Annotated in this window: 20 protein-coding genes; 15 read left to right on the forward strand and 5 right to left on the reverse strand. The window is 36.8% G+C overall.

Going from position 1 to position 20,288, the window contains the following annotated elements; all coding sequences use genetic code 11:
• The first annotated feature begins 51 nt into the window (after positions 1-51).
• The 7 genes from NRI27_RS07795 to NRI27_RS07825 all read left to right on the forward strand — a co-directional run bounded on the left by NRI27_RS07795 (position 52) and on the right by NRI27_RS07825 (position 7,197).
• Positions 52-498, forward strand: coding sequence for a helix-turn-helix domain-containing protein (locus tag NRI27_RS07795; RefSeq protein ID WP_371390315.1), 447 nt, complete (start codon positions 52-54; stop codon positions 496-498).
• Positions 499-544: 46 nt separating this feature from the next.
• Positions 545-667 (forward strand): hypothetical protein, encoded by a 123-nt coding sequence (locus tag NRI27_RS07800; protein WP_371390203.1) that lies wholly within the window; start codon positions 545-547, stop codon positions 665-667.
• Between the two features lie 680 nt (positions 668-1,347).
• Positions 1,348-1,551, forward strand: a complete 204-nt coding sequence (locus NRI27_RS07805; RefSeq protein ID WP_204667960.1) for a helix-turn-helix domain-containing protein — start codon at positions 1,348-1,350, stop codon at positions 1,549-1,551.
• A 68-nt stretch (positions 1,552-1,619) separates the two neighbouring features.
• Positions 1,620-2,732 carry a DNA cytosine methyltransferase gene (locus tag NRI27_RS07810; protein WP_371390204.1) on the forward strand — a complete coding sequence of 371 codons (1,113 nt, stop codon included), beginning with the start codon at positions 1,620-1,622 and terminating at the stop codon, positions 2,730-2,732.
• Positions 2,713-3,831 carry a DNA cytosine methyltransferase gene (locus tag NRI27_RS07815; protein ID WP_371390205.1) on the forward strand — a complete coding sequence of 373 codons (1,119 nt, stop codon included), beginning with the start codon at positions 2,713-2,715 and terminating at the stop codon, positions 3,829-3,831. Before NRI27_RS07810 ends, NRI27_RS07815 begins: the two co-directional genes overlap by 20 nt.
• A 14-nt stretch (positions 3,832-3,845) precedes the next feature.
• The gene (locus NRI27_RS07820) at positions 3,846-5,903 is read left to right on the forward strand and encodes an AAA family ATPase (protein WP_371390206.1); all 2,058 of its coding nucleotides are present in this window, start codon (positions 3,846-3,848) and stop codon (positions 5,901-5,903) included.
• A complete protein-coding gene (locus tag NRI27_RS07825) occupies positions 5,896-7,197 on the forward strand; it encodes an LlaJI family restriction endonuclease (protein ID WP_371390207.1) in 1,302 nt (433 codons plus the stop codon). Before NRI27_RS07820 ends, NRI27_RS07825 begins: the two co-directional genes overlap by 8 nt.
• Before the next feature lie 347 nt (positions 7,198-7,544).
• On the opposite strand, the gene NRI27_RS07830 is transcribed toward NRI27_RS07825, so the two are convergent.
• From NRI27_RS07830 to NRI27_RS07850, 5 genes are all read right to left on the reverse strand, one after another.
• Positions 7,545-7,940, reverse strand: a complete 396-nt coding sequence (locus NRI27_RS07830) for a hypothetical protein (RefSeq protein WP_371390208.1) — start codon at positions 7,938-7,940, stop codon at positions 7,545-7,547.
• A gap of 254 nt (positions 7,941-8,194) precedes the next feature.
• A complete protein-coding gene (locus NRI27_RS07835; RefSeq protein WP_371390209.1) occupies positions 8,195-8,404 on the reverse strand; it encodes a hypothetical protein in 210 nt (69 codons plus the stop codon).
• Between the two features lie 50 nt (positions 8,405-8,454).
• The gene (locus NRI27_RS07840; RefSeq protein ID WP_371390210.1) at positions 8,455-8,796 is read right to left on the reverse strand and encodes a transposase; all 342 of its coding nucleotides are present in this window, start codon (positions 8,794-8,796) and stop codon (positions 8,455-8,457) included.
• 212 nt (positions 8,797-9,008) lie between these two features.
• Positions 9,009-10,295, reverse strand: a complete 1,287-nt coding sequence (locus NRI27_RS07845) for a hypothetical protein (RefSeq protein ID WP_371390211.1) — start codon at positions 10,293-10,295, stop codon at positions 9,009-9,011.
• A complete protein-coding gene (locus NRI27_RS07850) occupies positions 10,295-12,100 on the reverse strand; it encodes an AAA family ATPase (protein WP_371390212.1) in 1,806 nt (601 codons plus the stop codon). The genes NRI27_RS07845 and NRI27_RS07850 overlap by 1 nt, the downstream gene beginning before the upstream one ends.
• A gap of 457 nt (positions 12,101-12,557) precedes the next feature.
• Here NRI27_RS07850 and NRI27_RS07855 point away from each other — a divergent pair, with 457 nt between their 5' ends.
• From NRI27_RS07855 to NRI27_RS07890, 8 genes are all read left to right on the forward strand, one after another.
• Positions 12,558-12,818, forward strand: a complete 261-nt coding sequence (locus NRI27_RS07855; protein WP_371390213.1) for a DUF7662 domain-containing protein — start codon at positions 12,558-12,560, stop codon at positions 12,816-12,818.
• A 63-nt stretch (positions 12,819-12,881) separates the two neighbouring features.
• Complete coding sequence (locus tag NRI27_RS07860; protein WP_371390214.1) at positions 12,882-13,118, forward strand: hypothetical protein; 237 nt, start codon at positions 12,882-12,884, stop codon at positions 13,116-13,118.
• A 1,025-nt stretch (positions 13,119-14,143) separates the two neighbouring features.
• Entirely contained in the window at positions 14,144-14,845 is a 702-nt protein-coding gene (locus NRI27_RS07865) for a response regulator transcription factor (RefSeq protein WP_371390215.1), read from the forward strand.
• The gene (locus NRI27_RS07870) at positions 14,842-16,299 is read left to right on the forward strand and encodes a HAMP domain-containing sensor histidine kinase (RefSeq protein WP_371390216.1); all 1,458 of its coding nucleotides are present in this window, start codon (positions 14,842-14,844) and stop codon (positions 16,297-16,299) included. The genes NRI27_RS07865 and NRI27_RS07870 overlap by 4 nt, the downstream gene beginning before the upstream one ends.
• Positions 16,296-17,390, forward strand: coding sequence for a LolA family protein (locus tag NRI27_RS07875; protein WP_371390217.1), 1,095 nt, complete (start codon positions 16,296-16,298; stop codon positions 17,388-17,390). The genes NRI27_RS07870 and NRI27_RS07875 overlap by 4 nt, the downstream gene beginning before the upstream one ends.
• A 466-nt stretch (positions 17,391-17,856) precedes the next feature.
• Positions 17,857-18,852, forward strand: a complete 996-nt coding sequence (locus NRI27_RS07880; RefSeq protein ID WP_371390218.1) for a helix-turn-helix transcriptional regulator — start codon at positions 17,857-17,859, stop codon at positions 18,850-18,852.
• A gap of 76 nt (positions 18,853-18,928) precedes the next feature.
• Complete coding sequence (locus NRI27_RS07885; protein ID WP_317946523.1) at positions 18,929-19,561, forward strand: hypothetical protein; 633 nt, start codon at positions 18,929-18,931, stop codon at positions 19,559-19,561.
• Between the two features lie 19 nt (positions 19,562-19,580).
• Positions 19,581-20,201, forward strand: a complete 621-nt coding sequence (locus NRI27_RS07890) for a hypothetical protein (protein ID WP_371390219.1) — start codon at positions 19,581-19,583, stop codon at positions 20,199-20,201.
• Positions 20,202-20,288: the final 87 nt, after the last annotated feature.

Below are 20,288 nucleotides of genomic sequence, written 5' to 3' on the forward strand. Positions count from 1 at the left end.
CTTATTTTTTAAATTTCTTATTCTATATTGGAGGTGAAAGAGGTGGAGATTATGCCGGCAATTCTTGATGGATACAAACTGCAACCGAATGAAGAACTAACATTGGAGAGTCAGAATGCAAAGGATTTCGTCAAAATAATGATGCTACAAGAAGAGCTTGAAAGGGAAAAAGAAAGGCTTTATCAAGCGTTAAGTGAACAAGAAAAGAAAGAAGCTTTTAACGTTCTACGTACACAGTTCAATATTCCCGATTTCATTACGGTACGCGAAGCATCTGAAATTCTAGAAATTACTCCTCAAATGGTTCGCAGATACTGTGCCGATGGAAAACTCCGTGGTCACCAAACGCTACAAGGAAGTGGAAAATGGAGGCTAGATACAGAACAATTCATTGGTAAACCGAATTGGGATAAGTTTATAGAAAAAAGAGCAAGGATAAAAAAACAATCCGTCAACATTGCGGAGAATATGTTGGATTACTTAGATGATTGGAATTAGGAATCCATAAATATAGGAAAGACACTAGTAAACGGAGGTGCAAGATATGGTGGAGAGATATATCGCATCGTATCCTGAAGAGGAGAGATTGTTGCTAGCTACGTTGGATGAATCGAATCCAACACTGACGGATGAAGAAATTAATGATATGCTCGGGCTTGATGCATGACTATATAATGTTAATGAAATGTATTTTTTTACCATTCGGATAAATAACTCATTAATTTACTGATTAGTATAATTTAATATTATTAGGATGTTGAATTGTTCTTTAAATTATTTTTGAAACTGTGTTTTATAAGTTTAATTGTAATGTTGTGAGAATAACACAAGGATCATACGAACTCCGAAGGAATTACAAACTTCTATTCTCATTTTGGTGTTGCCATAGGACATGCTAAAGATGCAACTGAATGACATGTTCTCTCGAACTAGTCATGTTGAGGTGTTAGCATTGATGTCAAGAATAGATGAATAAGTGTAGTTATAGCGTTGGAATAATAAGGTTTTCCAGTGTTTTGGGAAGTTGCCAATACTGGGAAATCTTATTTTTATTCTGCGAGAAAAAGGTGTGAAAATGATCTGGAAATAGGGTTGAGTTGATTGAATGACTTTTATTAGGCGAGTTGACAAGACTGATGTTTTTTTGATTAGAGTATTATAGTTTACATGTATTAGTGAAGAAAATAATAGTTTGTAAATTCTAATGAAAAAGCCTATTTATTATTTGGTAAATAGTATATACTCGAAAAAACGAATGAGTTCCCGAAAAAACTTTTGAAGCCTGATAGGTTTTGTGCTATATTAATCAATGATTATATAATTTTCTATAAAAGCGGAGGTGCAAAGATGGGGGTATCCTATAAAAGGCTTTGGAAATTAATAATTGATAAAGATATGACTAAGGCACAAGTAAGAAAAGAATGTGGAATTGCAGCTAGCACATTTTCTAAAATGAATAAAAATGAATATGTATCATTGGAGATTTTAGAGAGAATCTGTAAAAAGCTAGATTGTAATATAGGAGATATAGTAGAAATTGATAAGAAATAACTCCTTAAAATTTTAATAGAGACATATATTGATTAACTACAATAAAAAAGTTTGTTAGGAGTTAAAACATGATTAGATTGGGAACTGTGTTTAGTGGGATAGGTGCTATTGAGCATGCACTTGAGAGATTAAATATAAAACATTCTATAGAATTTGCATGTGATAATGGTGAGAGAAATCTAAAGACTAGTGAAGAAGAAATATTAACTGAAATTAAAGATATGAATGATGAAGAAATAAAAAATTATATTGAAAAGTTATATATGGAAGAATGCGGAGTTAATTATGTAGAGCAAACATACAAAGCTAATTACAAAGTTCAAAATAATCAATTTTATCAGGATGTTCGCTTTTTGAATGGCTATAATTTTACAGGTAAAGTAGATTTATTTGTTGGAGGAAGCCCTTGTCAAAGTTTCTCACATGCGGGTAAAAGAGGTGGGCTGGATGATGCAAGAGGTACTTTGTTCTATGATTTTGCTCGTTTAGTTTATGAAATACAACCAAAGGTATTTATATATGAAAATGTACCTGGAATGTTAAATCATGATGAAGGTAATACATGGAAGGTAATCTCTAAAATATTTGACGAAAGTAATTATGAATGGACTTATTGGATTCAAAATGCTAAACATTATGGTCTTCCACAAAATAGAAGAAGAATTTTTGTAATTGGTTATCATGAGAAATATAAAAAACATTTTCAGAAATTAACTAAACCTGATGAAATACCGTTAAATATAAATATGGAAGAGTACTTAGAAAGGAGTGTAGATAATAAATATTATCTACCTGAAAAGGGATTTTTGCGTGTAATTAACCCAAAACATAAAAGACATGTAGCTGTAAACGGTAGTGTTGCAAGATGTCAAGTTGCAAATCAACAATTTAATTGGTATGGAGATATGCGAATAGAAACAGATATTCCAGAAAGAGTATTGAGAGATGAGCGTATTTACAAAGGTACTTACAATGGTGAGCTAAGTGTTGCTAGAGGGCTAACACCTAGGGAATGCTTTCGTTTAATGGGTTTTTCAGATGAGTTCGTAATACCAGAAAATATAAATGATAAATTTTTGTATCGTCAATCAGGAAATTCAATAGCAGTTAATGTACTAATGGAAATTATGAATACAATATTAGAGACGGGGGTTTTTGATAATGGTGATCAGAGGAAATAAAAAAATTAGCCAACCTATTAATATTGCCACGGTTTTTAGTGGTATTGGTTCTGCAGAGTTTGCATTGAAAAGGATGAATATAGATTATAACTTAGTGTTTGCTTGTGATAATGGAGAAGTAGATTTAATTGAAAGTGAAGATGAAATAAAGAAAAACTTATCGAAAATTGAAAGTTTTGATAAGGGAAAAGAATACATTGATAGTAACATTAACCCAAGAAGGACTAATTTTGTAAAAAAATCATATCTTGCAAATTATGATATCGACGAAAATCATTTTCATCATGATGCGAGATTTTTAGATGGAAATCAATATAGAGACGAAGTCGATCTTTTCGTTGGCGGGAGTCCCTGTCAAAGCTTTACTTTATTCGGATATCAAAAAGGATTAGAAGAAGCTAGAGGTACTCTTTTTTATGAATTCGCTAGGCTTATAAATGAAATCCAACCAAAAGTTTTTATATATGAAAATGTACAAGGTCTAGTTAGGCATGATAAGGGTAGAACTTGGGAAGTTGTTCAACGTGTTTTTGATAGCCTAAATTATAAAGTGCATTATAAAGTTTTAGATGCTGTTGATTATGGAATTCCCCAAAAAAGAAGGCGGATTTTTATTGTGGGTTTCAAAGATCACGAAAGAGGATTTACTTTTCCAGATGAAGTAGAATTACAATATACAATGCAGGATTTTTTAATAGATAATTGTGCAGAAGGTTATTTTACGGCTAAAGATGAAGTAATTCACATTGACAGAATCGAAGGTAAAGTAGATGAAAAGTATTTTTTATCAGAGAGAATTCTACCTGGTATCATGTCATCGGGAACAAATGGTTTTAATATGAAGCCAGAAATAGATTTGTCAATCGCTCGCCCATTAATGAGTTCTATGCATAAAATGCATAGGGCAGGGGTTGATAATTATGTAACTACGAATAATAAAATTAGAAGATTAACTCCACGAGAAGCTTTAAGATTGATGGGGTTTACTGATGATTTTAAACAGGTTGTATCAGATACTCAAATGTATAGGCAAGCAGGAAATTCAGTAGTGGTAGATGTTTTTATTGCTTTATATAAAGAGATTTTTAATATAGATTAAAGGAGAAAGTGTTTATGAAATGGTCAATGGATACTCATAAATATATGAGTGAAATTACAAGAACAGCTCTAAAAATTATCGTATCTAATAATATTAACTCAGAATCCTCTGCCTCAGAAATCGACAGTGTTGAAAGACAACTGGTTGAAGCTGGAGTATATAGTAAATATGAAAGTGCAAAAGGTAGAATAAGAAGAGCACTATTTACATATTTTAAAGCATATGGATGTATGCATGGTAATGAATCCCTCACAGAAATGGGTAAGGCGTTCATTGAAGATAAAATAACAATCCAAGAATTTTCCTTTTGGTATGTTTTAAATTATAAATATGTAGCAGATGATGCAGAGTATTTTCCAACACAATTACTTTTAAAATTTTTAAAAATAATGAGAAGTATTAATGTGGAGTATGCATATATCTCGGCACATGACTTTGCTCAGCTTGTAAATTGTGAAAAACTAAGTGATATAAATGATGATTTTATAGAAGAAATCCTAGAAATTAGAAAAAGAGAGAATGTAGAAGTTAATGAAAGACAAACAGGCTTTGATATTTGGTCTAAGATGTTAATACAAGCGGGGATATTAATAAGAAGACCAGATAGATCTTTAGTTGTGAGCAATGATGAGTTAGCTGATTGGATTTTAAACTCTTACGAGAGAGAGTTTACTGTTAGCAAGGGTGAAATTATTACAGGTATAATCAAGTACTTACCAGTTTTACCAATTGGTGATACCAGAGGTGATTCATCCCATTATCAAAATGAAAGCACCGCTTTAAAAGCACTTTTATTTGATACCATTGATGAAGAAATAATTGAAAAGTATATTTTGAGAAATAAAAAGATTGTTTTAAAAGATATGAAGAAGGCATTGGGTATTGATGAAAGAAATATCTCATTCTATCTTAACTTCCATGGGTTAGAGCATATTGTAGGGTTTGTTTTGAAGAGCAACTTAAATAATAAGATAAAAAGAATCGGTGAGATACTAATTTCCCTTGAACTAACTGAAGAATTGCTAGATGGAGAAACCGATAGTGAAAAAAATGTAGTTGAGCGATTAACAGGTGGAGATAACACATTATTATATGGTGTCCCTGGGTCAGGGAAAAGTTATAAAATTGAAAAAGAGTATTGCAATGACTTTAAATTTATGGAACGTGTTGTTTTTCACCCGGATTATATGAATACAGATTTTGTGGGTCAAATATTACCAACCGTAAAAGGAGAAGGTGATGAAAAAGAAATCACTTATGACTTCACACCTGGTCCTTTTACAAGGGTGCTTAAAAAGGCCATTGAAAATCCAGGAGAATATTATTATCTTGTAGTTGAAGAGGTTAATCGTGGAAATGCACCAGCAATATTTGGGGAAATATTCCAGTTGCTCGATAGAGACGATAAAGGAAAAAGTTCGTATGAAATTACTAACTATAATATTGCTAATGAAGTGTTTGATGAAAAAGAGAGGCCTATTTATATACCTTCCAACCTACATATTTTGGCAACTATGAACACAGCCGATCAAAATGTATTTACTTTAGACACAGCGTTTCAAAGAAGATGGAACATGAAAATGATTGAAAACGATGTATCGAAAGCGGAGCATGCTTCAAAATTAATACTTGATACAAGGGTGACATGGGAAAGATTTAATACAGTTATTAATGACCAAATTATTACAAGTAGTGCTGCTACATTATCGTCAGAGGATAAGAGATTAGGAGCTTACTTTGTAACAAAAGATATTTTAAAATACTATAGTAAAGAAGAAAATCTTGATGATGTAATACAAAAATATGGTATTAATGATAGAGATGCAGATAAAATCGATAAAGCTATTAAGGATTTGAATTCAAGGCTTGGGGATAAAGTTATTAAATATCTTTGGGATGATGCATTCAAATTCAATAGAGATGAGCTGTTTGATGTTGAATATAAAAGCTTAGAAAAAGTTTTGGATACTTTTAACTATTCTGTTGGTGAAGAAAGATTCAATATTTTCAATCAAGACATAAAAGAAAATTTGTTTAGAACATTAGATACATGGGATAGTGAGGATGAGTAAGGCTTTTACTGATGTAGTGTTATCCAAAACTTTGAATAGTTATTGTAGAAATGCAACGAATAAAGAAGGAGATACATTTGTAGGTATTAAATCAGAAATTAAGGGAGACAAGCATGAAATTAGTGTGAATTTCCCTATAGGATTTAATATCTCAAAAAAAGAAGAGAATTTACGCAATGATATTATTGACTTGATATCGGTTTTGTCAGCTTATAATGATAAACAGTCCAGGATTTCGCAAATTTCCTCAAATCAAGTATTAAAAACAGTTAGGTTTCCAGTCCAGGCATACTTTAGAGTAATGCGATATTATTTAGATTATGATTACTATATGGAAAATGAAGAAGTATATGTTCAAGGAACGTCTGGCCCTGTAAGTATGAAACAAACTATAAAAAGAGTGACTCCTATCGCTCAAAAAACAGGTTTTGTATATCCTAATTTAATGGTTCGAAAAAACAGTGATACTGATAAATATATTATCACTGAAATAAATAAGTTTTGTGTATTTGAAAGCTTTATGAAATTGGGATGGATTTATAAGCAAAGGTTACCGCAACCTGCTAATGTTCGAAATCCAAACCTTAAAATGTATCAAACTATTTTGCGACAAAAACTAGAGAAAACAAATGAAGATTCTTTAAAGCAATTATTTCAAAGCATGTTGGCAATTATCGAATTCAGAAATAGTGCAGATGATCCAGAAGAGTTTTATTTTGGAACTAACAATTTTGAATATGTTTGGGAAAAATTAATTGATGAGACTTATGGTGTGTCTAATAAAGGTTATTATTTCCCTAAAACTAACTGGAAATTACGTGTTGGTGACAGAAACAATGCGGCTCTTGAACCAGATACTATTATGATTACTGATGAAAGTATCGCGGTATTGGATGCAAAATATTATAAGTATGGTGTGACTGGAAGAGTAAGCGATTTACCACATTCTACATCCATAAATAAACAGATAACCTATGCGGAATATATAGCCGAAAACTCAAAGTTTATTAAGGATAGGAAGAATAATAAACAGATACTTAATGCATTTTTATTACCATTCAATCTATATGATAATAGACTCGGGGGAAATGAAAACTATTATTCTATTGGCGAAGCTGTTGCGGATTGGAAACAGGCTGATAAAGATTATGAACGGGTACAGGGGATATTAATAGATGTAAAAAAGTTAATGGCAAATTCTACTAAGCCAAATCGACAGGAAATTAAAAAGTTATCAGATGCAATTAAGGAAAGTCTAATACGAAATAAAAAAATGCAAAAGAGTGGGAACTAATAAAAGTTTCCACTCTATTTTTTTGCCTATATCTTCTTTGTGATACAGCATTAGTGCAGTAAACGCAGCAGTACTTTTTAACTAGGTTTGTTTTGGATACTAAAAATAATTGATTGCAATTTATATTTTGACAAACCCTGTACATAGCTTGATTAGAATCTAAGTAAAAAAGTGATAAATACATTGCTGAAAGTAAAGAAGGTAGATTCCAGTTGGGGCGCATTTTATCCGCATCGTATTTTGGTTTAATTTCGGATAAAAAATGATTTAGTTCTTTCTCAAATATATATTTTGAGATTTTTAATAAGGCTTGTTTTAAATCATCATTCTCCCTTTTAGTAAATGTCTCATATATCCACTTCCTGAAATAGTGTATTTAATGAAATGTCTTCTGGGATGATGATAGAGATTCTTCTTGAAAAATGATATAAAAAATCAATAATCAAACACTCATCTTCACTAAAAATACTTGTTTTTTTAATAACGTAGGCCTTTACAATTTGTTTTAGAAACGATAATGAATAATCATCATCCTGCATTAAATTCTCGTATTCTTCAATAATTACCTCATTTATACCCTCACCTAAAAGATAATCCTTAACTTCGAATGCTGGCACTGTCCCGCCATCTTCTCTAGGAATTTGTATTGTGTTGCTGTTGCCATCAAATCGTATCTTATTTGCATTATTAATTAATGTTATGCAATAAGTCTTTATTTGAAGATTTATAGAAAGTGTTGTCATTGATTTTTATAACCTTTTCTTTCTGCAGTAACAGAAAAAGAACCGAATCTAATAAAGATTTATTACAATGTTGTCTGTATCCTGGGCATTAAAGATGTTTATTAAAGGTTCTAGATTGTCTTTTATATAATTTACATCTTCTGTTTGAAAAGTTACAAATTGATCGTCATCACTCAAAGGAAATAAAAATCCATACTTTTTGAAAAATGACATCATTGAATTCAAATCATTTTTTTCAATCCCTATAATCTCTCCTAATATGTTGTTTTTTCGCCTCTTTTTTCTCTTCCAATTTCTTTTAAGCCTTCTCCATAAAGATAGGATGCTCGGAACTTTTCATTATTATTTCGTAAAACTATCTCCTTTGTTTTATCACCGGTGTATGTATCTACAATTTCATTAAAACTAACATCACATTTGAAACCTTCAAATGTAAATGCACTCATAAAAGTGTCTTTTGTCATTTTACTTCACCTCTTTATGTGAATAATTAGCAATAATATAAAAACATTAATTAATATTTTAATAAGCTAAATAACATTATATCGGGGCTATCCAATAAGTTCCTAAAATAAAACAGGTGGAGGGAAACGAATTGTTTTCCTCCACCTGTTTTTGATTTTTCATCCGGTCCTCTTGGAAGCGACTGACGAAAGCCAGCCACTTTTAGGAAGTTGTGGGCCAGCGCCACAATCCCAAACTCCGTGCTGACCTTCTGTAGGCCTCGCAGGAGAAATCCGCGGAACGACCGATTGCCCTTGATATGACCGAACGCACTTTCTACTTCCACTTTCCGTTGGCCGTAGATCGCTGTGTTCAGCTCACATTCAAGGGCTGTCTTGGCTTTCGCTTTCATCTCTTCGTAGATAAGAACGGGTACCTACTTTAGATTAAATTCAGTTAATTCCCTATAATTGCAAATAGATAAAACTGAGCCGTTGTAGTTGATGTGTTTGTATTTTTTGATTGCAAATCCATATAAATTGTCTGAATTAACATGAATTTTTCTGGCGCAGACACCGTCAAAATTCATATACAACTCCAAGCATAGTGTACACTATGCTTTTCTTAAGCTTTTAATTTCTCAATAGCAGATGCCATATCATAAAACTTCACAAGTGCATTTGTTGTATGATTATTAAACTTTCCTTCACGCAAACAAAGAATCCCGGATACCTCAATTCCACTTTCATACATATAATTACCAGCCTCATCTTTCATCAGATAGATGTATTCCAACAATTCATTTAATCCAACAGAAGCATAGTCAATACTCGATGTGTTTTTCACTTCGCCAATAACTATTTTTGTTAGTTTCTCGGTCATTTTATCGCGAATTTCTAGAAGAATATCAGGTCTACCTTGCGAAAGGATGTCTGACTTTTTCTCTCCGAATAGCTCGAATGCTAATGTGCGATACGTTGTCATGGCCATATGCTTTCTTTGTAGATATGGATTATCGCTGTTTGCGATTTCACTTAATCGAATGAGGAATCGCTTCTTTTGTGAACCAATCGAATCATGATAGAGCCGATACGTCTTGTGTTCATCTTCCCAAGTTGCCACCATGTTTTGTGTGCCATCTAATAAGAGTAATTTGTATTCAGAGCTGTTAGCTTTCATCACTTGGACAATCCAATATAACTCAAACAAGACATCACGATTTTCCGGTTCGATGAACGTTTTTCCGAGTACTTGCTGAAGATCTTCTTTATCATACGATCCTCGCATTAACTTTCTGTAAAGAATGAGTAATGCAGCTGCTTCACGGTAAAAGGCATTGCGATGTTGCAAAATCTTAGCAAGTATGCGATCAGGGACAGCTGATGTTGTGATGCGTTCCATATAGACATTCTTTAAGAAAGTGTGCGCTACTTGTATTTTTAGCTGTTGCCACTCCTTGTACCACTTACGCTGTTCGATCGATTTAACGACTTGTTCTTGAAACAATAAATCATAGAAAACTTGTAGCAACTCTTTTAACACGAGATTCTCTGGATTATTATAAGAACGCAAGCTCTCTGACACAGCGAAAATAGTTTTGTCCTTATAATTTCTTCGTAACCGTTCTTTTGTCGTTTCTGTCCAGTCAATTTGTCCTCTTACTTCACCATGATGCGTTGAACTTTGTACCATTGTTGTGGTCTTGATTGTTTGGATATTGTCTCCAAGATTTCGAACGAATTCAATTGTTTCAGGCAGCAATAGGAAACGTATTTTTAAAAGGTCCTGTATATTTTTAATATCAATATTCACTTTTGAGAAAAAAGACTGAATTGATACAGTTCCATCTTTTAAGTAACCATGTAAGTAGTCCGAGATTTCATCTACTATTTCTTCATCGGTTTTCTTCATTAGAAAAGACCATCTTCAAAGAAATCTGTGATAAAGTCATCTAGTTGCTCTATTTCAATAGAAGCTTGCGTCTGGCTACTCAACTTTTGTGCAAACTCTCGAATGCGTTGGATTGGTAACCCCTCAAATTGGGGCAGTACGTACAAAATAATAGATGATGTAAAGTCTTCGTTCTCAAGCGTATGTTTTGCGATATCTTGTACAATGGCAGGACCGATTTTGCGATAGTTATTAATCAAAGTCCAAATTTCTTTTAGGATTTCTACATTCGGATATTCTGTCATATTCCAACTTTTGAGATAGTCTTCCATCAAGCTGGTGGTGATTTCTTTCGGGATGCCTACCGGAATAAATGCAAAACGACGCATGAATGCGTAACTCATTTCATATAACGAAGATTTATCTACTGTATTCATCGTTCCAATTATGCGCCAATCGTCAGATACCACGTACGTATAATCATTCGGTTTGTCATTAGCGACAGATTGTGGCTTTAGAATAATGGTTTTCCCATCTACGTCTTCAAATGGTAAAGCAATTTCGTCTCCTGCTAAAACAGAAAACAATGAGCCAAACGCTTTATCGATATCTGCGCGGTTGATTTCATCGATAATTAGCCAAGTATTAAGGGGTTGATTTGTCTCTTTCTCTTTGAAGCATTTCAGGAAAAGGCCTTCTTCAAACATTAAGTTGCCATGTCGATCAGGGTGATAACCGCCAATCGTTTCGTATGTCGACCAGTTACTTGAAGCGGTGACGGTCAAAGGTTTCTTGTTGTATATGTTACAGATGGCATGCGCCAGCTTTGATTTACCTGTACCTGGAGGACCTGTCAAAATGATATGTTTTCCATTATCGATAGCTGTTTTCACTTGCTGAAATAATACGTCCGCGTTTTGAAAAACCAAGTTATCGCCGAAGTCGTCAGCGTGGGAAGTGAGCGAGTCATCATTTGTATCGCTTGCCCCAGGCATTGGATTGGGTAGCGGAGTCTTTTTCTGGCTTTCCCACTGCATTGCAATTTCCTTCGTATCATAAAAATCAACTTCAGTATCTCCATACTTTTCCTCGAAATGTTCCCGTATGAATAATAGCTTTTCATCTGTATCTGTAATGCCGGAGTTCTTTGTCAAATAGGTGAACGCCTTCGTAATTCGATCTTTATGTCCCCAACTGGCAATCCGTTCAAATCTTTCCGGCATGATTAAATGAAGCAATACGTGTTGCATTGTAACCCGCTTCCCGATAATCGTTCTTACCTGTTCCGCGAATTCTTTTAATTCTTGATGATCGGATACTATCCGTTCTCTATCTGCCACCGATTTTTCTTTTAGTTTTAACGCAATCAGGATAAGATATGAAATTTCATCAAACTTGTTCGTATTATAATAAGTTCCTGTAGAACCAAGACCCTTTTGTAAACTTTTCAAGATCGGTAAATCTTTATCTAACAAGATACCTTTCCACTCTGCAATATCCTTTAATTTACTAACTTTCGTTTCATATCGAATAGAGCGACTATGAGGGAATAAATAATAAATGAACAATATTTCAATGAATAGCTTGTAAACATTCTCCGATTCCTGCTCCAGTTGCTTTTTCAACTTCTCTTCAAAAGTGCTTCCCGTTTCATCGGGATTACCCACAAAAATAATTTCCAATCGTTTAAGATTATCCATAGTCCATACAGGGTCATTTTTCCATAGTAGAGATTGATTGTGAATAAGGCAATTCTCTTTCCAGCTTGTCGCTGCATCATAAATGGGAGCATTGCCTTGAGCGTTATTTGAGTTGTATATAGCCAATGTGGTGAACCTCCTTGCGGATATTTTCAGTAGCGCATTCTACTAGATTATTAATCGTGAAACAAAGTTGTATGATTAACCGCATTTTACCATAACGTTACTAATTATGTTAGAGATTAAGAGGTCGTTAAAAATAGTTGTCAGTAAAATTGCTTAATTAACAGGAACTTTCTACTTGTTATGTGCTACTATTTAATTAGTAGATAAATAACTGGTGTGGTCGATAGTGTCCTTGGAAAACCAGACAATCGAGCTTGATGAAATAATTGTATATCTTAAAAGCACAGTGTTGTATGTGCGGTGTTTTTCATTACCACAACACGATATATGTAGTTGTCTTAGTAGTTTTATCGGTTTTTTAATGTTTGCAGGAAAGAATAGAGAATAGCAAAAGAAGATGGATTATGTCTATTATGGATGGATGATAACGGGGAAATAGCAATAGGGAGGGTTTGGAATGGCTAAAGGCGATTCTTATATAGGGTTGAAAAAACTGTTGGTTAACAGCAGAGAGAAAAAAGTTGTGTTTTCATTTCAGGAAATTGAAGAAATCATTGGCCGGAAACTCCCGAAATCTGCATATAAACATACTGCATGGTGGTCAAACAATTATGACCACTCTCAAGCAATTGCTTGGATAGATGCGGGATATGAAACTTATGATGTAACGGCCAACTTTGGGAAAGAGAAAATTACCTTTATTAAAATAGTACAGTAATAGTAAAGTCCAAGTATTGGGATGACTACAATACTTAACAAAAATGCAATGGGGATGAATGGTGTGGAATTTAAAGAGTATTTAAAGCACAAGCACCTATTGAAAAACGGCGAAAAGAAGTTAAAGGAAGTATCTATAAACCAGTATATTAATAGACTAGAAAACATGCGTCGACATGGAATCTATAACGGGGAAAAACAAATCAATTCCATTTTGGAGCGGAAGATTAAAGAACGATATAAGGATTGGAAAACATATATGAAAACGATTGAGCATTACTTGGCTTCTAAACACTATTAATGCAATGGGATGAGCCTAAAGGTGAGATTGTAGAATTTAAATGAAACGATCGAAGCAGAATTTTATGAGTCGGGAATACTTCGACTTTGCATCAGTGATTCAATTTTAAGAACAGGTACCTGTGCCAGGTTGAATTTAGTTAATTCACTACAATTGCATATAGATAAAACTAAGCTGTTGTAGTTGATGTGTTTATATTTTTTGATTGTATATCCATGAAAATTGTCTGAATTAACATGAATGTTTCTGGCACAGGTACCGTCCACTTATTGTAGCAATATTGTCGTTCCACAACAAAAAATAATCCATCCTTGAGTGGCTGCTCATAAGGGATGGATTATTTTATCTCACTTGCTGATCCCCTTCGAAGGGAACCTGTTGCTATTACGTTTTACAGACTGCCTAATGTCATTGGCATTAGGTGGTCTTTTTTAGTTTGTTCTTTTGAAACAATTATATTACATATAGTTATTTAATACAAACCAAATGACAACGTCGTTGGTCTTTAAAGAGGGGGCCTGTAGTGTTGTAAAACAGGTGCCTGTGTCAGATTGAAAAACTACAATTGCTTATAGATAAAACTGAGCTGTTGTGGTTGATGAGTTTGTATTTTTTGATTGCATATCCATTCAAATTGTCTGAATTAATATGGATGTTTCTGGTACAGGCACAATTAAAAATGACCCACCTCGGTCCGCATTGTAAAGAGGCGTGGTGGGTTCTGTTACGCCAATTGTATCAAGAAGTGGGTATTCTATAAAGAGGTAAATGCCGAAGTTCTATATTTCACTATTAATTAGTATGGGGTATCTATGCCAGGTTAAATTGACGTGAATGTTTCGGGCACAGGCACCGTCAAAATTATACAATCATCCAATCCAAAATCCACCGATCCGCGGGCCGTTTACAGGTTCTGCGGATCGTTTTTCTTTGTGAAGACAAATGGTAGGATGAATTATAAAGCTTTTATAAAGTTACGAGATTTGAGGAATGTCGGTGATAGATTAGAGTCAGGAGGAATGATGATGGGTGAACAGCTATTGCTCGTAGAAGATGATGTGGAAATTGCTCGCGTCATTCAAGACACGCTGCGGCAGGAAGGATATGGCGTGGCATGGGCGACGACGGGGCTGGAAGGATGGGAAGATTTCCAACAAGGAGAGTACGATCTCGTGCTCGTCGATTGGATGCTGCCCGAAATGGATGGCATTACACTCTGTCAGAATATCCGTTGGAAAAGCGATGTGCCGATTATTATGATTAGTGCGCGGAAAGAGGATGCGGACAAAGTGGAAGGTCTCGGCATTGGCGCAGATGACTATTTGGCAAAGCCGTTCAGTCTGGCCGAATTGAAAGCGCGCGTCTCTTCGCAGTTGAGGAGATGGCGGCGGTATAACGGTCTTGAGGAGGAGGCGCAGCAAGCCGATTATTCGAATGAATTAACGATTGATTGGCAAATGGAGCGTGTGTTTATTAAAAAAGAGGAAGTTGCACTCACACGAAAAGAGTTCGAACTGCTGAAACTTCTTGCGCAAAATCCAGAACGCATCTTCTCAAAAGGAGAATTGTATCAGCATGTTTGGCAACAACCGGAACTCGGCGATGCACCCACAGTGGCCGTACATATTAAGGAACTTCGTGAAAAACTGAAAGACCCTGTCAAAACACCGCGGTTCATCCAAACAGTATGGGGCAAAGGGTATCGGTTCATCGGTGAGCGATTATGAAAATCAAAACGTGGTTGTTGCTCTCCTATTTACTTGTCATGCTGTTGCCGCTTGGTGCCGCATACGGATTGTTCGCGTGGATTAATGCCTATCATCAGGATCGCAATATCGCTGAATATATGGAAAGGTGGACAGAGCTAAACGCTATGCAAGCAGTGTTGAACGATCCCTCTCTGTACGAGCCGAATGCTGATTTGACAAAGGTCAAACAACTCGAAAGCAATCACTTGTCCGTGACGTTATACACGAACATCGGCTTAGTCGTATATACGTCTAACCCTATGAAGCATACCCCGCTATCTTTCGTTACGAAAGAACAATTGTTTGAAGGGTTTTATGAATTACAGCAGAAATTCGGTGCTTTCACTTATAAGGAACCTATTTTTGCCGGCACTACGCTCGTTGGCGTGTACGAAGTCCAGTTGCTGCGGGATGAATGGGTGGCAGGAGTCGGACAGCGGACATGGTTCGTTGTAGGAATCTTTTCAGTCTTCTTCATTGCCCTGTTCACGTGTGTAACGATTCTCGTCAACCGGAAATTAAACAAGCCACTTCATCAGCTAATGGGACAGATGGATTCATTCGCAAAAGGGGAGCCGGTCACCCAAATCACGACGCGCTATGACGAAATCGGGGAACTGACGAAAAGCTTTGATAGGATGCGGTCGGAATTGACGGAAGCCAACCGTAAACTGGCGGAGGAGCAGCAACAAGAGGAAATGATGATTGCGAGTATCTCCCATGACTTGAAAACACCTCTCACCTCCATCCGCGCTTATGCAGAAGCATTACAGACGGGGAAACTTTCAAGTGATGAGCAAGCAGAATATCGCAGCGTCATCATATCAAAGTCTGTGTATATGCAGCAGATGTTGGATGACCTTCTGATGTACACATTACTGCAGTCGAGTAATTATGAAACAGATTACGTAAAAGTGGACGGTGAGGAGTTTTTCGATATGGTCGTGTCCGGTTATGACATGTTGTGTGAAGAGAAACGAATCAATCTTCGTGTTGTGAGCGATGTAACCGGTGAGTATGCGGTCAATGCTAAACAACTGATGCGTGTCATCGATAATGTAATGTCAAATGCGATTGCACATACGAATCCAGGCGGGGGAATCGGGCTTGCTGCTGTAGATGTCGGGAAGACACCGGAATGGAGCTTCCCTTTCGTCTCAGAAGCACTGAAGCGGGAAGATGGCATGTATTTAATTGTCCAAAATGAAGGGCGCGGTCTTACTGAGGCTGAAATCGCAAAAGTGTTTGAACCGTTATTTCAAGCGGATCCAGCGCGAACGAAAGCGGGCGACCGGGGGACGGGCCTCGGATTAAGTATAACGAAACAAATTATGGAGAAGCACGGAGGCGACGTGCGAATGGTTTCGGTTCCAGACATCGGAACAGCGATTATATGCTGGTTGCCAAGAATGAAAGGAGAAGAACAAGAATGAAAATTTGGATTAAACCAATGATAGCCGTTAGTTTCTTGCTCTTTTTTGCAGTCGGATTGGCGGCTTGCAATACAGAGCACAATAAGTTTTCACCACAGGAAGTAGTGAATGCAGCGCTTAAAGGTGCAGATGAACAAATAGATTTCTATGGAGAATTTACGATGAAGACAAATGACGATGAAGGCGATTATTACGGGAAGCAATGGGTAGCGAAAGATGGAAAACGCCGAATCGAAATGGCGTCTGTTGATGGCACCGAAGAAACAATTGCGGTCAATGACGGTACAAACATGACGATGTATGACAAAGCGAGCAATACCGCATCAGTTATGGCGATGACGCAGGATGATATGCAACTGATCAGCCAGCAGACACCTCAACAACAAGCAAAAAAGTTGCTCGAACTCGTCAAAGACTCACATGATTTATCGACGGTAGGCAGCGAGAAGATTGCCGGCAGAGATACGTTCCATATAAGCGCAAAAGCAAAAAAAGAGAATACGTTGATTGGTGATCAGGAGATTTGGGTTGATAAGGAAACATGGATGGTCCTTAAATCCATCTCAAAGAGCACTGATCTTGTCATGACACAGGAATTTACGAAGGTTGAGTATGATCTGGAATTTGAAGAAGGCATCTTTACACTTGAGATTCCTGAAGGTGCAGCAGTAGAGACGTTTGATGAAGAAAGCATGGCTCCAAAAGAAGCAACGTTGGAAGAGGTGAAAGCAGAACTCGGAACATTCCATATGGTCGCTGAAACAGACGAAATGAAACTGTCTAGCCTAACAGTTATGGAAGGAATGGAAGGACGTCCAGAATTCTCATTCGACTACACCGATGAAGAAGGAATTCCACTATTTTCAATTTCTGTCTTTAAGGATCTGTCGAATACCGTAGATTTCGGCGCAACAGCTAAAGAAGAGCAAATAACAATCCGCGGGCAAAAAGGATCGAAAATGGAAAGCGGCAACTTCCGGTTATTGAATTGGGTCGAAGACGGTGTCGTCTATAGTGTCATTTTGGAAAACCCGACAATCGAGTTTGATGAAATGATTGAACATCTTGAAGAAATGAAATTGGTGGAATGAAGTGAGGCAAAAATCAAAGGGACTCTTTAACCGTAAAGGTTGAGTCCCTTTGATTATAAATCGGTTGACTGTGTCAGGTTGAATTAACGTGAATGTTTCTGGCACCGTCAAATTAGAAATGACTTAGAGCTCGTAAGGGAAATAGTACGCTGTTTTTATCCTTGGAAAAACGCCTTGAACACTGATGTAACAACGTTTAGGCGTTTTTAAGTGTCTAAGATAAGATGATAGGAAATTTAGTAGGTTGATTGGGTAAAAGGAATCTGTCTAGTTTGCTAGCAAGACGGTAAATACAGTAAAGATCAAAGAATTCCTACCAATATATTAATGAAGGAAAATACAGTTTCCAGTTCTGCTTTTACATCGATATAATAGAAATTAAGTAAAGATCGCTTTAACAATGAAATTGATAATTAGGAACTTCGCAATTCCCAGTGCCAAGTCCTTAAACTATCCCGAAAGGATGATGACAGTGCCTTCTACCCCCATCACAGCGAGAGAACGTCTCCTGGAAGTAATCCGTATATTAGAAGCCTATTCAGATGAGGACGATAGGTTGTCTATCCACGACATACATAGCCGTTTCCCTGAAGACTCACAAGTGGGTATCGGGGCGGTGCGGGAGGATGTCGCTGCCCTTGAGGAATCGATTGTCTTTCCGGTTTCAGCGGTGCAAGAGAAACTAGGAATGCCGAAGCATTATTATTATGACGGCAGGCCGTTTGAAATTCATGAACTTCGCTTACTCATGGATGCAATCAGTGCAGCGAAATTCATTTCACGGAATGAAACGAACCGCTTGCTCATGAAAATCCGGAAGCTGACAAGCCGTAGACTAGCTAAGCAATTGACGAATGAATTGCATGTGGCGGAGCCTTCCGCACAAGACGCGACGAATATCGTTGCAACCGTCCAGCTGCTGCATGAAGCAACCCATGATAAACACATCGTCGCCTTTCAATACGGACGTTATGGGACAGACCTTCAATTCCAATTAAGCAATGAAGGGCAAGATTACATCATCCAACCACTCGGTCTCGTATGGAACAATGATCGTTATTACTTGGTCGCCTATTACCCATCGGTAGATGATATTCGCCAATACCGGGTCGATCGGATGCGGAACGTCCGTGTACAAGACGAGCAATTTGTACCCAACCCGTATTTTGACTTACAAGCATATACGAAGAAGATGTTTCATATGTTTGGCGGCGAGCTGATTTCATTGGAAGCAAGATTTTCCGATAAGCTTATCAATGTAGTGATTGACCGATTCGGCCTGGATGCCAATATACAAGATCATGAGGATGGGACATTTCGTTTAAAAGCGCAAGTAGCGATGAGTGAAGGGCTCGTCCGCTGGCTGTTCCGGTGGGGCGGTGACGTTAAAGTCATGCATCCACAAGAACTTGTCAGCAGAATGAAAGAGGAAGCTGAAAAAATGTATAAGCATTATCTCTAACCTTTGTGGATATTCGCAAAGGTTCTTCATCACATGCCCTTACAATAAAGGAGTGAGAAAAAAGGAGGGCATTGTAATGAAGAAATTGTTGATGGTTTGTAGTGTTTTCGTTGTGATGATACTTGCGGCTTGTGGGGATATTGACGAGAAAAATAGTCGGGAAGTGAAGTCGAGTACGGACGTTGCTTCAGACACTGACGAAGCAACAGAAACGGAAAAAGAGGAAGTGAAAGAAAAAGAGAAACCGCTCGGTACACGGTCCAATCCGTTGCCATTCGGTGACACGATTACTGTGAAAGAAAATATATACGATGATAGCTTCAACGCCTATGAATCATTCGTCGACATTACACTCCTCGAAACGATCCGCGGCGAGGAAGCGTGGAAAATGATCCAAGAAGAAAACATGTACAATGAACCGGCGGATGAAGGGTTCGAATATGTGTTAGTAAAAGTAAAAGGATTTCTAAAAGAATCAGAAACCGAAGACGACAGCCTTTATTTCAGCAGCATGAATTTCAACTTCGTATCGAATGAAGGGGAAGTGTATGACTGGAAATCTGCTGTCATTCCGAACCAACTAGACAAAGAGCTTTACAACGGCGGCTCAGCGGAAGGTTTTATCGTAAATCAAGTGAAAGTCGGAGATGACTTTAAGGTTTCTTATGATTCGAGCGAAGGCTCACCTGTGTTCTTTTTTGTTAAATAAGTAATTGGAGTTGAAAATGATGAAGAAAAAACGATTGGCAATTCTGTTGTTATCAATATTCACCTTAGTAGCTTGCTCATCTAAAGAGGATGCTAACGAAAAAGCGGATAACGGCAAACAAGAAGAGAAGACTGAAGAAACGAGCGGATCTGTGGCCGTCGATAAAGGGCTATTGAACGTGGAAGTGACAATTCCTGCTTCCTTCCTAGAGGGGGAAGACATCGACGTAGTCGTAGCTGAAGCAAAAGAAGACGGCATTAAAGAAGTCACGAAAAACGACGACGGATCCGTCACGTACAAAATGACAAAAGCGAAGCACAAAGAAATGATGCAAGAAATGAAAACGAATGTAACGGAGTATGTCGATGAGCTCGTCAACAACGAAGACTTCGCCTCCATCATGGACATCAAACACAACAAAGACTTCTCTAAATTCACACTAGAAGTCGACAAAGAAGCATTCGAAAACAGCTTTGATGGATTTGCAGCCATGGGACTCGGAATGACCGGGATGTTATATCAGTTGTTTAACGGCGTCGATTCGGAGAAATTGAATGTAACAATCGATACGGTGGACCATAGTTCTGGAGAAGTATTTGGTACGGTGAGTTATCCAGAAGCGTTTGAGGATATGGAGTAATAAGATCGGGTGCCTGTGTCAAGTTAAATTTGGTTTATTCACTACAAAGGCATATGTAATGAGTATTGTATGTTTCCGTTTAAATTG

Source organism: Sporosarcina sp. OR05 (assembly GCF_041414805.1).
GTDB classification, from domain to species: domain Bacteria; phylum Bacillota; class Bacilli; order Bacillales_A; family Planococcaceae; genus Sporosarcina; species Sporosarcina saromensis.

What these genes read in the sequence shown, in the direction of transcription:
- NRI27_RS07825 (WP_371390207.1), top strand. Translation starts at nt 5,896, where the DNA reads ATGAGTAAGGCTTTTACTGATGTAGTGTTATCCAAAACTTTGAATAGT.
- NRI27_RS07815 (WP_371390205.1), top strand. Translation starts at nt 2,713, where the DNA reads ATGGTGATCAGAGGAAATAAAAAAATTAGCCAACCTATTAATATTGCC.
- NRI27_RS07890 (WP_371390219.1), top strand. Translation starts at nt 19,581, where the DNA reads ATGAAGAAAAAACGATTGGCAATTCTGTTGTTATCAATATTCACCTTA.
- NRI27_RS07885 (WP_317946523.1), top strand. Translation starts at nt 18,929, where the DNA reads ATGAAGAAATTGTTGATGGTTTGTAGTGTTTTCGTTGTGATGATACTT.
- NRI27_RS07870 (WP_371390216.1), top strand. Translation starts at nt 14,842, where the DNA reads ATGAAAATCAAAACGTGGTTGTTGCTCTCCTATTTACTTGTCATGCTG.
- NRI27_RS07875 (WP_371390217.1), top strand. Translation starts at nt 16,296, where the DNA reads ATGAAAATTTGGATTAAACCAATGATAGCCGTTAGTTTCTTGCTCTTT.
- NRI27_RS07855 (WP_371390213.1), top strand. Translation starts at nt 12,558, where the DNA reads ATGGCTAAAGGCGATTCTTATATAGGGTTGAAAAAACTGTTGGTTAAC.
- NRI27_RS07795 (WP_371390315.1), top strand. Translation starts at nt 52, where the DNA reads ATGCCGGCAATTCTTGATGGATACAAACTGCAACCGAATGAAGAACTA.
- NRI27_RS07800 (WP_371390203.1), top strand. Translation starts at nt 545, where the DNA reads ATGGTGGAGAGATATATCGCATCGTATCCTGAAGAGGAGAGATTGTTG.
- NRI27_RS07845 (WP_371390211.1), bottom strand. Translation starts at nt 10,295, where the DNA reads ATGAAGAAAACCGATGAAGAAATAGTAGATGAAATCTCGGACTACTTA.
- NRI27_RS07835 (WP_371390209.1), bottom strand. Translation starts at nt 8,404, where the DNA reads ATGACAAAAGACACTTTTATGAGTGCATTTACATTTGAAGGTTTCAAA.
- NRI27_RS07820 (WP_371390206.1), top strand. Translation starts at nt 3,846, where the DNA reads ATGAAATGGTCAATGGATACTCATAAATATATGAGTGAAATTACAAGA.
- NRI27_RS07865 (WP_371390215.1), top strand. Translation starts at nt 14,144, where the DNA reads ATGGGTGAACAGCTATTGCTCGTAGAAGATGATGTGGAAATTGCTCGC.
- NRI27_RS07880 (WP_371390218.1), top strand. Translation starts at nt 17,857, where the DNA reads ATGACAGTGCCTTCTACCCCCATCACAGCGAGAGAACGTCTCCTGGAA.
- NRI27_RS07830 (WP_371390208.1), bottom strand. Translation starts at nt 7,940, where the DNA reads ATGACAACACTTTCTATAAATCTTCAAATAAAGACTTATTGCATAACA.
- NRI27_RS07810 (WP_371390204.1), top strand. Translation starts at nt 1,620, where the DNA reads ATGATTAGATTGGGAACTGTGTTTAGTGGGATAGGTGCTATTGAGCAT.
- NRI27_RS07805 (WP_204667960.1), top strand. Translation starts at nt 1,348, where the DNA reads ATGGGGGTATCCTATAAAAGGCTTTGGAAATTAATAATTGATAAAGAT.
- NRI27_RS07840 (WP_371390210.1), bottom strand. Translation starts at nt 8,796, where the DNA reads ATGAAAGCGAAAGCCAAGACAGCCCTTGAATGTGAGCTGAACACAGCG.